Raw genomic sequence first — 16,641 nt, forward strand, 5'->3', positions numbered from 1 at the left:
CTTATGCCTCATAGTTTAGTCCTAAATCTCTTACCTCAATCTCCAATTCCCGCAAGTCATTTGAGTGGGCGACATCTCCATGCGTTGTTTTTGGATTTGGTAAGGTCACAAGATCCCACGCTTAGCGAAACCCTGCACAAACAGACCGCTGATAAGTCCTTTACGCTCAGTGCTTTGCAGACTCAGAATTGCGGTCATGTACTTCAATATCAGCATGAACGAGCGATCGCCGCTGCAACCCCTTGCTGGTGGAGAATCTCACTCCTGGATGATGCATTGTTTGGTCAGTTGGCGCAGCTTTGGCTGATGTTGAGTCCAAAACAACCGTGGCATCTGGGAGCCGCCAATCTGAGCGTGACGAGCATTTTGGGAACGGCGCAAGCGAGACAGCCCTGGGCAGGCTTTAGGTCGTATACCCAACTGTATGAGCAGGCATCAGAGCGCGATCGTCAGATTAAATTTCAGTTCTGTACGCCGACGACGTTTCGGCAAACTAAGTATGACAGTGCATTGCCGACGAAAGAATTAGTGTTTCAAAGTTTGTTGCGGCGGTGGAATCAATACAGTGAGATTCCGTTTTCTGACGCGATCGTTGAAGCGATCTTTCCGAGTTACTTTGATATTCGGACTGAGATCGTGATGGATAGTCGCAGTAAGTTGATTGGCTGTGTCGGGGAAGTGACGTTTCAAATCTTGGGCGATGTGGATTCTCAAACAATTCGGCAGATTAACACGTTAGCAGATTTTGCACTGTATGCCGGGGTGGGCCGGAAAACACCGATGGGAATGGGAATGGTACGAAGAAAATAATCATGAATGCTGAAAACTATCTGCCTCTCTCGTATTTGAATGCTTGGGAGTACTGTTCGCGGCGGTTTTATTTGGAATATGTGCTGGGAGAAATGGCGGAAAATGAGCATATCGTGTTGGGGACTCATTTGCATCGCAACATCAATGAAGCCGGGGTGACGCAGGAAGGCGAGACGGTAATCCATCAACAGCAGTGGGTTTGGTCAGAACGCCTACGGGTGAGCGGCATCATTGATGCAGTGGAGGAACGGTTGGGGAACCTAGTTCCGCTGGAGTACAAGAAGGGGAAAATGGGGCGGCATTTGAGCGATCATTTTCAGCTTTGTGCGGCGGCGTTGTGTTTGGAGGAGCGTACTGGGAAGGCCATTGCATTCGGCGAAATTTTCTATTATGCAAATCGGCGGCGACAGAGGGTGGAGTTTTCGACTGAACTGCGACAGATGACGGAGGAAGCAATTCGGGCGGCGCAGCTTGCAGAGTCTCGTCCGATGCCTGCCCCGATCGACCACAAAACAAAATGTCAGGCGTGTAGTTTGCAGAGTATTTGTCTACCGATCGAGATAAAGCAATTAAGGAGCTAAGATGCCTGTTCTCTATGTGACTCAGCCAGATGCCATTCTAAATAAATCCTATGAGGCGTTTACGGTTAAGCTCAAACAACCGGATGGGTCTTGGAAAAAACAAACGATTCCCGCGCAGACGGTTGAGCAAGTGGTGCTGATGGGCAATCCGCAAGTGACAGGCGATGCCTTGATGTATGCGTTGGAGTTGGGGATGTCGGTGCATTATCTGTCCAGTTTTGGGAAGCATTTGGGGTCTGCTTTGCCGTCTGAGTCGCGTAATGGTCAGTTGCGACTGGCGCAGTATCGGAGGTATGAGGATCAGGGGCAGAAGTTGGCGTTGGTGAAAGCGATCGTGACTGCCAAGATTCACAATCAATCGACGGTGTTGTATCGTCACGGGGTCAAGGAGCATCCTTTGAAGCAGCGAAAGGCGAGTGTTGAGGGGCAGTCGTCGATCGACCAGGTGCGCGGGATGGAAGGATTAGCAGCGCGGGAGTATTTTGCCTGCTGGTCACAGATGTTGAAGGAACCTTGGACGTTTTCGGGACGCACGCGCCGCCCGCCGACTGATCCGGTAAATGCGCTGTTGGGGTTTGCTTATGGGTTGTTAAAGTCGCAGGTGACGGCGGCGGTTCACTTAGCAGGACTTGATCCTTATGTTGGCTATTTACATGAGGTGACGCGGGGGCAGCCAGCTTTGGTGTTGGATCTGATGGAGGAGATGCGATCGCTGATTGCGGATAATGTGGTGCTGTCGGTGCTAAACAATCGGGAGCTTCAACCCAAGGATTTTACGGAGAGTTTGGGGGCGTATTTGCTTTCGGATGGGGGGCGGAAGACGTTTTTGGTGGCGTTTGAGCGAAAGTTGAGTGATGAGTTTACGCATCCGGTGTTTGGGTATCGCTGTACCTATCGGCGATCGATTGAGTTGCAGGCAAGGCTTTTGGCGCGGCATTTGCAGGAGGGGGTGGACTATAAGCCGCTGATCCTTCGTTAATCATGATGTCTACTTTGTTTTACTTGATTATTTATGATCTGCCGGATAGCAAGGCTGCCAACAAACGACGGACTCGGCTGCACAAGTTGCTGTGTGGATATGGCAAATGGACGCAGTACAGTGTGTTTGAGTGTTTTTTGAGTGCGGTTCAGTTTGCAAAGCTTCAGGTGCAAGTGGAGAAGTTGATCAAGCCGGATGAGGATTCGGTGCGAATTTATGTGTTGGATGCGGGGGCGGTGAGGCGGACGATTTCTTATGGGTCAGAAAAGCCTCGACAGGAAACGAGTATTATCTTATGATGAGCGTGATTCGATTTTTGGCAAACCAAAGCGAGGGCGAAAACCCTGGGGGGTTTGCCAAACCCCAGAACCTTGACAATCCAATAGCTTCAAGAATCGCGTATATGCTCTGGTAAAATTATTTTGGCTGAAATCAATGTTTCAGTTGAGGTTTGCCAAAATCGGTTGTAGAACCCTCTGCCAGAGAATGTTTCAGAGCGCGGGCCTTTCACAAACCTAAATCCCGGCAACGGGACTGAAACGCCTCAGAATCACTCCGCTTGATTAGAGCCTCACGCCTTTCACAAACCTAAATCCCGGCAACGGGACTGAAACTTCCATCCGCCAGCGATCAACACCCTCTCTAATCCTTTCACAAACCTAAATCCCGGCAACGGGACTGAAACTGTTTTCAGGGCTGCTTAAAGCGGCTCCTCAGATTCTTTCACAAACCTAAATCCCGGCAACGGGACTGAAACAATCGATGGAAAGTCAGTTTCCCCAGGAGAAAGGACTTTCACAAACCTAAATCCCGGCAACGGGACTGAAACTCGCACCTGGCGATTATGGTCTTTGTGTGATGGATCTTTCACAAACCTAAATCCCGGCAACGGGACTGAAACCAAGTCGCGGGGTCAGGGCTTCGAGAAAGGGGAGCCTTTCACAAACCTAAATCCCGGCAACGGGACTGAAACTAGCGTCCGAGCCTGTTGATTGCGACCCGTCGATCCTTTCACAAACCTAAATCCCGGCAACGGGACTGAAACCGTTAAAATATCATCGTCGGGGACGTTGCCCGTAAACCCTTTCACAAACCTAAATCCCGGCAACGGGACTGAAACAAATCACCTTCTCTCGCTCAGAGCAGATTTCTCGCATCTTTCACAAACCTAAATCCCGGCAACGGGACTGAAACATGATTGCGGGTGCTGCCTCGATCGGCGTTGCGTCTCTTTCACAAACCTAAATCCCGGCAACGGGACTGAAACTAAGCGAATGAAACGACGCAGGTTGATCGCTCAAACTTTCACAAACCTAAATCCCGGCAACGGGACTGAAACACCGCTCTGGCTGGCCCTGTTCCGGCTGGCACTCCCTTTCACAAACCTAAATCCCGGCAACGGGACTGAAACGCCGCGAATGCCGAAGCGTTGAGCTGTTGGGCAATGGTGCCTCGCTGCTTTCACAAACCTAAATCCCGGCAACGGGACTGAAACAAAATCACCTTCTCTCGCTCAGAGCAGATTTCTCGCTTTCACAAACCTAAATCCCGGCAACGGGACTGAAACTAAAAACTTTTGAAGGAATATTTAAAATCACCTCAACTTTCACAAACCTAAATCCCGGCAACGGGACTGAAACACTTGACCTCAACACACTCTTTGTCGATCGCTCTCCTTTCACAAACCTAAATCCCGGCAACGGGACTGAAACGTCCTGATGCCCCGAACAGAATTCTCAGAGTTTCGTGTCTTTCACAAACCTAAATCCCGGCAACGGGACTGAAACAAAAGCCAGTGCCCCCTGAAAAGTTGATGTGCTGGGGCCTTTCACAAACCTAAATCCCGGCAACGGGACTGAAACGGGCACGAATCAATTTCGATTTTGAGGGGCGGTAAGCTTTCACAAACCTAAATCCCGGCAACGGGACTGAAACGCTTCATGTTGTCGGCATAGGAGAAAAATGGCAAACTTTCACAAACCTAAATCCCGGCAACGGGACTGAAACAACTCTGCACTTCCACCGTTTCGTTTCTTCTTAAAGGCCTTTCACAAACCTAAATCCCGGCAACGGGACTGAAACTCCGAGTTCTAAGCGATGTGGCAAGTGTGGACATACTTTCACAAACCTAAATCCCGGCAACGGGACTGAAACTGGCGTGCTAAACGACAGCGATCGGGGGCTATTTGCTTTCACAAACCTAAATCCCGGCAACGGGACTGAAACGTAGCAATATTGAAGCTGCTCTAGAGTGGCTCAAAACTTTCACAAACCTAAATCCCGGCAACGGGACTGAAACTGTACCCACGTTAAATCACACATCGCTTGAACATTGCTTTCACAAACCTAAATCCCGGCAACGGGACTGAAACGCGAAGTTTATGAAGATTGGTTTAACGCCCTTCAAGACTTTCACAAACCTAAATCCCGGCAACGGGACTGAAACAGATAATGGTCTGACTTGAGATCCGACGCTTTCACGCTTTCACAAACCTAAATCCCGGCAACGGGACTGAAACAATGAAGATCTTGATAAGCCCAAGCGCAAAGCCAAACCTTTCACAAACCTAAATCCCGGCAACGGGACTGAAACTCACCCCTAACCCGATCGCCGTCAAACAAGGCATCACTTTCACAAACCTAAATCCCGGCAACGGGACTGAAACAAGGGAAGATTCGATCGTGCGGATGCTTAATGAAAGCTTTCACAAACCTAAATCCCGGCAACGGGACTGAAACTTTTGCGGGCGCGGCTATTTTGGAAGCCTGCGGGGCTTTCACAAACCTAAATCCCGGCAACGGGACTGAAACGCGATGACATGGGATACTTCGGGGGATAGATACGGCTTTCACAAACCTAAATCCCGGCAACGGGACTGAAACCCAAACGCGGTTTTTTCTTTGTTGTTTTTCCTGTACTTTCACAAACCTAAATCCCGGCAACGGGACTGAAACGCCAGACATCAAAATCATCTAAAAACACACTCAGAACTTTCACAAACCTAAATCCCGGCAACGGGACTGAAACGGGAGATCGATCTGCCAACACAACCGACAACTGTGCCTTTCACAAACCTAAATCCCGGCAACGGGACTGAAACCAGGTCACTGACCTCAAGGCTCAATTGGCTACCGCTTTCACAAACCTAAATCCCGGCAACGGGACTGAAACAATCTTTTTGTCAGCCCTGACTGAGCAGAGAGCATCCTTTCACAAACCTAAATCCCGGCAACGGGACTGAAACCCCCGCAGCAAAGCTGTTCGGGCGGTTTGTCAATTCTTTCACAAACCTAAATCCCGGCAACGGGACTGAAACCGATCGCAGACGTTCAAAAACAGTTGTAGTTCGAGCTTTCACAAACCTAAATCCCGGCAACGGGACTGAAACAACCGCTACTAATGCTCGAACTTGGCTGCTTTGCCGCTTTCACAAACCTAAATCCCGGCAACGGGACTGAAACGATTCAAGATTGCAAACTGCCGCTTCATGGCATAGCTTTCACAAACCTAAATCCCGGCAACGGGACTGAAACTTGTGATTGAATATCAAAAGCCAGCGATCGCTGTGCTTTCACAAACCTAAATCCCGGCAACGGGACTGAAACGCGCGATCGCCCCAATACTCCATTCGATTCTGATAACTTTCACAAACCTAAATCCCGGCAACGGGACTGAAACAGGATTCTTGCAAGGCTAGCGATCGCCGTGTCTAGCCTTTCACAAACCTAAATCCCGGCAACGGGACTGAAACATGCACTCGCGCAAATCAGACATCATCGGTCGCTTGTCGGCTCTGGCTTTCACAAACCTAAATCCCGGCAACGGGACTGAAACAAAATCAGCGAAGATTTGACCGGGGAAGTTAACGAACGCTTTCACAAACCTAAATCCCGGCAACGGGACTGAAACCTTCAATACCGAGCAGCGCTTCAACCTCTGACATGTTCTTTCACAAACCTAAATCCCGGCAACGGGACTGAAACATGAGAAACTGATTCTTAGCGATCGGGTTTAATTTACTTTCACAAACCTAAATCCCGGCAACGGGACTGAAACGCCACTCGCAATGGGCAAGGACTGAGTGAGGCTGACTTTCACAAATCTAAATCCCGGCAACGGGACTGAAACTCCTTGACATCTTGAGCCGTGCCGACTCTGGGCAAGCCTTTCACAAACCTAAATCCCGGCAACGGGACTGAAACCTCCGAGGTAAGCAACAAATTCTCCTGCAATCTATGCCTGTGGCTTGACCACACTGCTCGATTCAGCACCCGATGATAATTCTGGAAATGACATTGCTCTAACCTCATCACTCGCCAAATCGCGCTCACCGTCCGTTTCCCTAGTGCTAATGGCTCCCACAACTAATATGATTTGCCACACCCACCTGGAAAACACGACGGCAAACGGAAGCATCAAATTTAATCAGTCTTTTGGTAGCTTCTCTGTCATAACCCATTCATTATTCTTGTTCTGATTGTGCTACCTTTTCCACGCATCGAATCTCATCAAATGGATAAAGTTGAGAGAAACAGCACAAAATATTTAACCTACACAACTCCATTCTGCTTAAACCACGCTTGCAACCGCTTCCAGCCGTCTTTAGCATCCGTCTCTCGATAAGAAGGACGATAATCTGCAAAAAAGGCGTGTGGGGCATCAGGGTAGACAATGATTTCAGACTTACTGCGGCTGGATTTGAGTCGATCGTGCATCTGTTCCACCGTGTTAACGGGAATCCCGGTATCCTTGCCGCCGTAGAGTCCGAGAATGGGAACCGTCAGGGTTGATGCGATGTCGATCGGGTGCTTAGGATTTAACGGAGTCGCATCCCCAACCAATCGCCCGTACCAAGCAGCACCCGCCTTCACTGTAGGATTGTGAGCCGCATAGAGCCAAGTAACTCGCCCTCCCCAGCAAAAGCCTGTGATCGCTAGTTTATTGGCGTTACCCTTGGCAGATTTAGTAGCCCAATTGACCGTCGCATCCAGATCAGATAGAACTTGAGCATCGGGTACTTTAGCCACGATCGAACGAATCTGATCAATGCTACTCAATTTAGAAACATCGCCCTGACGCACAAACAATTCGGGAGCGATCGCCAAATAGCCCAACTTCGCAAACCGCCGAGTGATGTCTTGAATATGTTCATGTACGCCGAAGATCTCCTGGATGACAAGCACGATCGGGAAGTTGCTTCCTGTAGCAGGTGCGGCTCTGTAAGCAGGAATCGAGCCATCTTTAACCGGAATCTTGACTGCGCCTGCAACTAACCCCTTCGCATCTGTAGTGATTGTTTTAGCGGAAACGGGCTGCACTGCCAGCGCAAACCCCGTCGCGATCGTAGCGGTTGTAATGAATTGACGACGTGTGATTTCTTTCATGTTTCTGGGGTGTGAGTCTCTGTAATCATAGTCACTAAGAAGAATAATTTCTAGACTTGGCACTACAGTTAGACGATCTAATCAATCGACTTCCTGAATGAATATCTGTCAGGTAATATTAGGATGTGTTTTAACACTCTCTCGCTATTGTTGCAGACCCACATTGAACTGAAAGTTCACGCTAACAGAATTAATACCAAATTGATCTTTGAGTGCTACAGATCTTGGAGAGCAACCTAAATCCCCACTAGTAGGGGACTTTAAGCCAAAGAAGTCTCGGATTCTCAAAGTCCCCCAGAATGGGGGATTTAGGGGGCGAAGGATCTGTAGCATTAACTAATTGATTGGGTATAAGTCCATTAAAGGGAGTACTCCTTAGTTTCAGTCCCTTCAGTGGACGTTGTTCTGTTAGCCAGATTTTAATCACGGGTGGAATGCAACGGCAGCCAAGGGCTTTAAAACACACCCTAGCTTTGTAGAAGCCTTCGGCAACGCTGCTAATTAAACTCTCAACAAGCTGCTATAAAAACGTTGCAATCTCCTTGAGATAGACGCGACTTAGTGGCTCTTGGGCACCGAGTTGATATTGTTCGACAAGACCCTCACGGCGGATTGAAACATTCTCTCCTTCGGTTGTAACCACGATCGAGTCCTCAAAAACATCCCGCGCCAGCATTTGCTCAGTAGAAGTAGGCTGGTCTAATACGACAAGGTTACTTCCGTAGTAGCCCATTCCTTCTTTGTCTAGTACCGCTTCATCATACTCAGCAATCAGTAAATCTAGCTTGGGATTGCGTAATAGATTTTGAACATTGGTATTGTAATCGGGATGTAGATTCTTTTTAGACCGATTGACAAACACAGCAGACCGACAAACGGCCCCGATCGTCCAGTCAGGGTGGTGTAGCAGAATGTGATCAATAATCTCTTCAAGCTGTGGGACAGAAATTCGGTTGAAAGTAATGGTCGGAATCCGGGCATCAGTGCTGGATGAGAAAAAGGTTTTGAGAATGTGATGCGTGACATCAACCCGATCGCCGATCGACGGCTTGAGATGCATAAAAATGCCAGGAGCCGCATTGATCTCAATGATGCCAAAATTTCCTGCTTTCCAGGACTGGCTCAGATCACGGGCAATCACATCAATCCCAAGACAAGTCAATCGAAAATGCTGGGCGATATCTTGCGCCAACACAATATTGTCAGGATGAATAATACGAGTTGCATCAATACTCAGACCACCAGAAGATAAATTTGCAACCTTACGCAGATAAACGGTGCGATTAGATTCGACAACGCTATCTAACGTTAAATTTTGCTCCTCTAGATAACGCTCCATTGCATCGTCACACTTGATTTTTCCGAGTGGAGAAGTGGGCGTATCCGATCGCTCGACCGTCCGATTAGCCCGATCGATCAATTCCTGAATCGTAGAACTCCCGTCTCCGACCACAGAAGCCGGACGGCGCTCAGTCGCTGCTACAAATCGACCATTCACACAGAGCAACCGAAAGTCTGCCCCCGAAATACTCGTTTCTACAATTACCCGAATCGACTGTTCTGGAGGAATGGCTTGAACGGCGCGATCGAATGCCAACTCTAAATCATCTGCATCTTTAACATCCGCTGTCACCCCAATTCCTTTATGTCCAACCACAGGTTTGATGGCTACCGGATAGCCAATTCGTTTTGCTGCTGCGAGAGCCGCTTCCACATCGCCCACAATCTTGCCTGTCGGCACTGGAAATCCCAATGTACTCAGAAACGCCTTACAGTCATCTTTGCGAGTGGTGAAGTCAGAATCCAGGTGGCTGTCAGCATCAAACGTTGTCGCCACTCCTCGCACTTGTTTTCGACCATAGCCATACTGCATTAGCCCTTCATCCCACAAATAGAAAGCAGGAATGTCTAACTCGTGAGCCGTTTTGAGCAATGCATAGACCGTCGGGCCACCATAGACCGACTGCCGAAATAGCATTTGCAGCACTTCGATTTGATCATCGAGATAAAACGGCTGCTTTTGGGTTAGTGCCTCAAACCAATCCCATACACAATAAACGATCGAGCGACTAGTCCGAGCATGAAGCGCCTGAACCGCAATGCGAACAGAAGAATTTGATATAGGGGTGAGACTCCAGCGATCGAAGTGCAAATCCATTTCTAGTTTGCTGACTTCTGCCAGGGTACGAGCAAATAAATGGGCGACTGTAGGATAAGATTCTTCGCGCAGATGGGGATAGCGATCGCCTACGCCAGCGATGTATTCCTCTAGAGGGAGCAGTTCCGCATTCCCTGTTAGCGCAAAGTCAAAAACCGTTGCCGCTGTTTCTAAATAAGGATTTGGCCCAACATAATATTGAATGCTAAAAATGTCGAAGGCATCGGTTCTCCTAGCATTCACGCGAACGACATCAGTGCCCTGATCAAGAACCATAGCTAAACCGTAATTTTGTGCGATCAGACGATAACATTAGCTTGAGTCGTCTGCGTCTATCTAAGGAGTTGAGCCGCTATCCTGAGTGTTACTGATTCCTAACTTAATTCGATAGACTTCTCCTGCTGCGTTGCTCAGAGCTTCTGCCTCTCAAGTTTGGAGAACTTTAACTAAAATTTTGTCTCGATCGTTCCCTGCAAGTTGTCGTGGGCTGTTGATTTTTGCTGCAATTCCATTAGAAAGCAACTGTAAATAAACTCCTCCCAATGGGCTAGAACTATAGGTAGGTGTATTTTTAAGTAAAATCTAATACAGTTAGACTATAAGCGTACATAAGGAGACAGCAATGACTGTTACAGAAAACGCTGGTCTTAGAGATAAAGTTCACCAACTTGCCGAAGATGCTTTTCACCAACACTTGATCTCTGGGTATGGCGACGGAGAGTTTGAAGGCGAGTATCAGATTGTCTACAAAGGCAAGCCCAGACATGTGCCACTAGAGCAAGCGCGATCGTTTCTAACAAATCTCTTAAGTGGCAACAAAGTAGCAGATTAACCGAGCTAACGATAAGCGGCTAGTCGTTACCCTCCAAACAAGTGAAGCATGGGTAGCAGAGACTTCAGATCCTGGACAAAAGACATTAGACAGACAATTAAGAATCTACTTAGTTTGAAGTCCGAAGTCTATGGTCTAAAGTCTCTTATCCGATCGCAATCACTCACCAATCACATCAGCACTTTAGGACAGGTTTTGCGGCTGTTGAACACTTCTGTCAGAAGACGATTCAACGGGAGCATCCCAATTGTGTAGCACAGTCTTTCTGCCCTCACCCTCACCCTCTCCCCAAGGCTACCGTGTACACACAAGTTGATTGATCATTGCCGAGACCCTTCGCCCCCTAAGTCCCCCAATTTTGGGGGACTTCGAGATGTTGTAATGGCTTTGAACTTTGGAAATCTTTCCTTTGTCAAAGTCCCCCAGAATGGGGGATTTAGGGGGCTGAAGCCGATTGAAACGAAGCGATTCCGGACTTGTGTGTACACGGTAGCTCCCCAAGGAGAGGGAACAGAGATCTGACTCCCTTCGCCCCACTTCGTGAGGAGGGCAATCCGAGATTTTGCACAATTGGGATGCCCCTATTCAACCCTCTATTTGACCTTCAATCTTTTGTATCAGCAGACGCTTACCAGGGATTGCCAACCATTGTAAAGCCTGACCAATAGTAGGGATGAGAAAGTGGCTCATCGACAGTATCGACGCTGGCAGCAGGTAACGGAATGCCCCCGATCGCCCCTAATCCTTGAATCTGTCCGTCTTTGAGATAGACATCTCCTTTGATCATAGCCAACTGTGCCCGTCGTAGGGCTTCTGATTTAGTGGGAGCCGTTTTCAGGTTCTCATAAAACTTGATAATTAGAGCAGCCGTTCCAGCATCGTTGACGGCCCAAAGGCTTGCAACCGTTGTTTTCACCCCCGAAAGGACGGCTAACCCTGCAAATCCTAGTTCGGCTTCCTCGTTACCCAGGGCGGTTTTGCAGGCGCTCAATACCATCATCTCAACTTGCGGATCGTTTAACCCCAACTGCCGCACCTGATCAAGTCTCAGTTTGTCGTCCCAAAGTTGAATATAAGAGTCTCCGACGGGCCCCGGATTGAATGAAGCGTGAGTGGCCATGTGGAGAATGCCGTAGCGCTGTTGACCTCGGAGGGTTTTCAGAGTTTGCAGCGTGGTTTGGGTGTCGAGAACTAGCTGACCACGCCAGATTTTAGCGACCAGTGTAGACAACTCTACCGGGACGGCGGGTAATGGCTCCTGACCTTGAGTACTTTGAGACACACCCATCGCCAACAGTTGAGAATCCTTGATATCGGTGATCACTGTATTGGTCAAACTCAGACTGGGCATCAATCCGACACTATACCGCTCGACGAGATACCCTTTGCCATCATGGAGCGCAGCGATCGGCGTTGAGCGCAATCCAGTATCCGGCAAAAACACGAGATTGTTGATGTTGCGAGTTTGAAGTTCGGACTCGATCGGAGCAATGATCCAGCCATAAAGCTGTTGTGATAACTGTAAGTAGGTGTCGGTTCCCAGGTTTCTCTGATTAATCAATTCGTTGCGAAAATCGTCTGCTGCGCGCAGGACTTTGGCTCTAGTCGCGGCGGGAATGCGTTTGCGAATGGGTTGCCCTTTGGCAGTGACGACGAGTAGTTCTAGTTGATCGCTTTCCTGAGCGGCTGTAGTGCGGGCCGTTCTAGCAGTGCCACTCAAGTCAGCCGGGACGAAACTAGCATAGATAAATGCGGGTCGGGCCCCGGTGGCTTTTTCAACCTTTTGAGCCAGGGTTTGACCATCATCTTCGGTCTTGCGAGCGGGGCTAAAGATTCCCAAATAGTCGGCAAAAGAAGACGTAAATCGGTCTTCGGGGGTGATGTTGGGATTGAGTAGCGGCTGATTGGCAGGAGTAATTTGATCGGGCGTGGGGAGCTTACCGCCAGGGGGATTGTTCACGCAGTCAACTGTGCAGTTTGTCACTGTCGGGCCGGGAATGTTGAGTGCGATCGCTTGGGGGGTTGAGTCAGACACTTGATCGCTGGCCCGGACTCGAAAGGCATTCAGCAAGCCCAGTGTGTTAGTCGGTGGCGTGTAGTTGAGTGTTTCACCGACGACGATCGTATCGCCCACATTAAGAATCGTATTACCTCGACGCAGCGTTCCTGAAGCGATCGCATCAATGATTACGGTTGTATTATCTAAGTTAGTATCTCCTGTATTCGCAGTGAAGGTAAAAGAGAATGCTTGATTAGGGAGAGCATTGTTAGATAACAGCGGATTGGTGGTGACGGTAGGAGGCGTGTTTACCGAGATGATGGTAGTACCGGGAGGCGTTCCGGCAGCAGTGCCACCATTGGGAAGAACGGGAAAAGTCCCTGCGGCGATCGTCGTCGTGCCTCCGCCTATATTAATCGGGCCGGCTGTTCCGTTTAGGGCAGAATTCCCGATCGTAAATGGATCATTGTTCGCTCCGCCATCCTGCTGAATGGTTACGCCACCTCCTTGCAAGCTAACATCTGGAACTGCGCCGCCCCCAGCCAAAATCCCCTGTGTATTGATGGTGTCACCTGTTGCGGTTGTTCCGATGCCTTGAATGCGTCCGTTGGTCGCAATCTGAACAGCCCCGCCCGTGAGAATGGCTGCCCCAAAATCGCTGGTTGCTTGAGTGTTAATGCTACTAAACAGAATATTGTTGCCGGGAGTTGGATTGGTTGAGTTGAGGGTGACTGTTCCTGCGATCGCGCCTGCTACTCCATCGACATTGGTGGCGATCGCAGAAGCGTTAATATCCCCATTTACCGTAACGTTGTTTCTAGCGGTTAAATTGATGGTTCCTGCGGTTGCTGTAAAGTCTCCACTTGGGTTGATTTTTGTCGCAGATGCGTTCACAGAGTTTGCCGTAATGCTTCCTGCCAGGGCTGTGATCTGAACATTTCCGGCAACTGGTGCAAGTCCGGCACTTTCGAGAGTACTAGAGTCAATGTTTCTGAGATTGATGGTTCCAGCATTGCTAGTAATGTTGATGTTGCCACCCGAATAGCCATTTCCCGTAGTAATAATATCATTGGCGGTGATGTTGCCGTTTGCAGTCAGCGTGACAATGCCACTGTTAGTACTGCCTAAAAAACGAGTATCTAGATTGCCCAAATTTAGACTGTTTCCAGCGATCGTAATGTTGCCGCCCCTCGCCTGAATAGTGTCGGTTGGATTAGCAAAAATAACAGAGCCATTGGTAGAAGTCAAACTAAAGTTAGCGGCATTCAAACTAGCTAGACCAGGTGTTGTAATTCCGGGCGTATTGCCTGTGATCGGATTAATCGTAATATCACCCGTCGCCTGTAAGCTAACATTCGCTCCAAACCCTAACGCGCCGATCGCTCCCCAAGAAACTGTATTCGCCCCACTGTCCGGCAGTCCAAAAGGAATGTTTCCGGCTGTTGCATCAAAGGTTCCGCCTGCGGGGGCATCAATGATGGTCAGCGTTGTTGGATCAAGAAGCAAATTACCCAAACGACCATTAGGTGCTGACACATCAACTTGACCTTTAAACGTAAGCGCCTCTTTGCCCGACACTTCGACAAAGCCTCCATTACCCGAATTCTTACCACCCTGAGCCGCGATCGACCCAAAAAATTGAGTGTTCTGATCTGACCAGATAATGACGCGCCCGCCATCGCCATCTAGTAGGCTACTAGCCGAAATTTGAGTGTCAGGACTCACAAACGTTTGGGCAGCATTGGGAACGGTTCCTTTGCCCTGGTAGTCACCACCAATCCGGATGGTTCCTCCTTGTTGGGGTGTAGAGGCATTGAGATTCGCTCCAATTAGTCCAACTTGGTTGCCAAATACATTGATTTCGGGAGCTACTACTTCTCCGCTAATTAAAGTCGTTCCTGGTGTCGTTGGGAGTGGAGTTGTCGAGCTAGTCAGTTGAATCGTGCCATTCGGATTAACCGTAATGCCTGTTGCACTGCTAAGATTGCCGCCTGTGAGTAGTTGGGGCAGCGTCGCGATCGGGAGCCTCCAGTTTGAGGAAGTAGGATCGGGTGTTACTTCTAAGCTCAGAGGACTCCCAACTTGACCGAGACGAACTACACTTTGCCCAAGCACCGATGTTAGTGTGATCTGTCCTTGTGGGGCTGTGAGTTGTCCCGTATTCATGACTGTCCCGCCTAGTAGCATCAGACTGCCAGTGTTCACCCTGAGATTTCCAGCGTTGACGATTGCTCCTGGTTGAGTGGTTGTGAAAGCAAAGGCGTTGGGTGTTCCAACTAGCGTGGTGTAGTTGTTAGCTCCCGCTGCATTGAACCATTGATTGTTAAATCCAATTCCTGTTGCAGTGGTTGCAGTAAAGGAACCTGGCACATCTAACCGAGCATTCGTCCCAAAAACAATGCCAGCCGGATTCATCAAAAACAGATTGGTACTACCGCCACTAACCCGCACCAGCCCCTCAATGACCGATGCATTTCCGCCCGAAACCCGCCCCAGAATGTTTTGTAGCGCCGAACTTGATTCAAAGTTAACAATCTGCTCTGGTCTTACTCCAAACTCACTAAAACTATGGAACAGATTTGCTCCACTGCGTGTTCCACCCGTGACGTTAACTTGGGTAGCATTGGGAGTCACGATCGTACCCATTCCATCGATCGCAGGTGTGACTTGAGCTAAAAGCGGTGTTTCGACGAGAGCCATTAATGGAATGGTTGCCAACAGAGAACATACAGCAGCCTGACGAATCTGTTTTGAAGGGTTTACAGTCCGTCGTCGTAGCTGAAACTCACGATTAGACCATTGCACTTCGATTGTACGATCGTTTAATCCTCGACGCTCAAGCGCTTGCTCGATCGCTCGCTGTGACCAAACAATCTGCTCCACGTTTTGAGTGGTTGAAATACTCTCAGCATGACGACGATAAAAGTAAAGCGGTTGGCTGAGGTGATGGATTTTGGTAACTTCGGACAATTTCAAACATAGATCATAGTCATAAGCCGTTCCCGAAAAGCTGGGATCGATGCCGCCGGATTGTTCGTAGGTCGATCGCCGCATCAGCCGAAAGTGAAACGTCATAAAATCGACGAGCAGCCGTTCTGAAGAGTAGGGAATGTGACAGCGATGACCATATCCTGTAATCTTGCTGGCTGCGTCCATTTCAACATAGTCGGTGTAGACCAGCCCGATCGCCGCCTCCCGCTCCAAAATGCTAACTGTTTGTGCGAGTGCAGTCGATGCCAGGAGATCGTCACTGTCTACAAAGCCAATGTAGGTGCCGTGAGTTTGAGCGATCGCGCCATGAGCCGCTTTGGTCACGCCTTGATGTTCTGCTCTCACCACTCGAATTCGATGGTCTTGCTGCGCGTATTGTTGAGCGATCGCTGTTGATTGATCCGTCGAGCCATCATCCCAAATCAATAGCTCAAAGTTTGAATAGGTTTGTTTGAGAACACTCTCGATCGCGGCTGCCAAGTACTTTTCCCGGTTGTAGTTGGGCATCACAATAGAAACTAGCGTAGTCATGGAAACCTCTAAATTAAGGGATGAAGGATGAGGGATGAGGGATGAAAGGTGATGTGAGATTTTGGGTTCGGAGTGTTGGATTTTGGGTTTGAGGAATGACTGTTGAATAAGTGGTTTGACGGTAGTTTGATCTCTTCGAGTTACCCGCAAGGGGTCGAGATTTTTCGCTTCGTTGTCTAGCGCTTCTGCCCCCCAACCCCCCATTCTGGAGGACTTTAAACAAGCGTTCTAATTGAGCCTTCATTGATGGGCATTGATGGAGATTTGGGAGGCAATCTGAATTTACAACCGAAGCAAAGAAATTCATCAAATTCAGATCAATTTAAAACACAGAACCCATCCCTCCTCCCTCTTCCCTCTTCCCTCTTCCCTCTT

Annotated in this window: 9 protein-coding genes and 1 CRISPR repeat array; of the genes, 5 read left to right on the forward strand and 4 right to left on the reverse strand. The window is 49.0% G+C overall.

The genetic code is table 11. The features are described 5' to 3' along the window. The first annotated feature begins 3 nt into the window (after nt 1-3). Genes cas6 through cas2 form a run of 4 tightly spaced genes read left to right on the forward strand, consistent with a single transcriptional unit; the run spans nt 4 to nt 2,669 of the window. Nucleotides 4-810 (forward strand): CRISPR-associated endoribonuclease Cas6, encoded by an 807-nt coding sequence (gene cas6, locus ACKFKH_RS15925; RefSeq protein WP_446859299.1) that lies wholly within the window; start codon nt 4-6, stop codon nt 808-810. Nucleotides 811-812: 2 nt separating this feature from the next. Next, nucleotides 813-1,391: a CRISPR-associated protein Cas4 gene (gene cas4, locus ACKFKH_RS15930; protein WP_446859300.1), complete on the forward strand. Its 579-nt coding sequence runs from the start codon at nt 813-815 to the stop codon at nt 1,389-1,391. Between the two features lies 1 nt (nt 1,392). After that, nucleotides 1,393-2,370, forward strand: coding sequence for a type I-D CRISPR-associated endonuclease Cas1d (cas1d, locus tag ACKFKH_RS15935; RefSeq protein ID WP_446859301.1), 978 nt, complete (start codon nt 1,393-1,395; stop codon nt 2,368-2,370). Nucleotides 2,371-2,375: 5 nt separating this feature from the next. Beyond that, the gene (cas2, locus tag ACKFKH_RS15940; RefSeq protein ID WP_446859302.1) at nt 2,376-2,669 is read left to right on the forward strand and encodes a CRISPR-associated endonuclease Cas2; all 294 of its coding nucleotides are present in this window, start codon (nt 2,376-2,378) and stop codon (nt 2,667-2,669) included. Between the two features lie 205 nt (nt 2,670-2,874). After that, nucleotides 2,875-6,573: a CRISPR direct-repeat array (repeat unit 37 nt; unit sequence CTTTCACAAACCTAAATCCCGGCAACGGGACTGAAAC). A 31-nt stretch (nt 6,574-6,604) separates the two neighbouring features. Here the strand turns inward: cas2 and ACKFKH_RS15945 are convergent. From ACKFKH_RS15945 to ACKFKH_RS15955, 3 genes are all read right to left on the reverse strand, one after another. Beyond that, the gene (locus tag ACKFKH_RS15945) at nt 6,605-6,787 is read right to left on the reverse strand and encodes a hypothetical protein (protein WP_446859303.1); all 183 of its coding nucleotides are present in this window, start codon (nt 6,785-6,787) and stop codon (nt 6,605-6,607) included. Nucleotides 6,788-6,921: 134 nt separating this feature from the next. After that, the gene (locus tag ACKFKH_RS15950; RefSeq protein ID WP_446859304.1) at nt 6,922-7,755 is read right to left on the reverse strand and encodes a dienelactone hydrolase family protein; all 834 of its coding nucleotides are present in this window, start codon (nt 7,753-7,755) and stop codon (nt 6,922-6,924) included. A 520-nt stretch (nt 7,756-8,275) separates the two neighbouring features. Further along, nucleotides 8,276-10,189 carry an ATP-binding protein gene (locus tag ACKFKH_RS15955; RefSeq protein ID WP_446859305.1) on the reverse strand — a complete coding sequence of 638 codons (1,914 nt, stop codon included), beginning with the start codon at nt 10,187-10,189 and terminating at the stop codon, nt 8,276-8,278. A gap of 346 nt (nt 10,190-10,535) precedes the next feature. On the opposite strand from ACKFKH_RS15955, the gene ACKFKH_RS15960 reads away from it, so the two are divergent. Next, on the forward strand, nt 10,536-10,745 hold the full coding sequence (locus ACKFKH_RS15960; RefSeq protein ID WP_446859306.1) for a hypothetical protein: 210 nt from the start codon (nt 10,536-10,538) through the stop codon (nt 10,743-10,745). A gap of 628 nt (nt 10,746-11,373) precedes the next feature. On the opposite strand, the gene ACKFKH_RS15965 is transcribed toward ACKFKH_RS15960, so the two are convergent. After that, on the reverse strand, nt 11,374-16,266 hold the full coding sequence (locus ACKFKH_RS15965) for a CHAT domain-containing protein (RefSeq protein WP_446859307.1): 4,893 nt from the start codon (nt 16,264-16,266) through the stop codon (nt 11,374-11,376). Nucleotides 16,267-16,641: the final 375 nt, after the last annotated feature.

The sequence above is a fragment of the Phormidesmis sp. 146-20 genome, assembly GCF_052939475.1.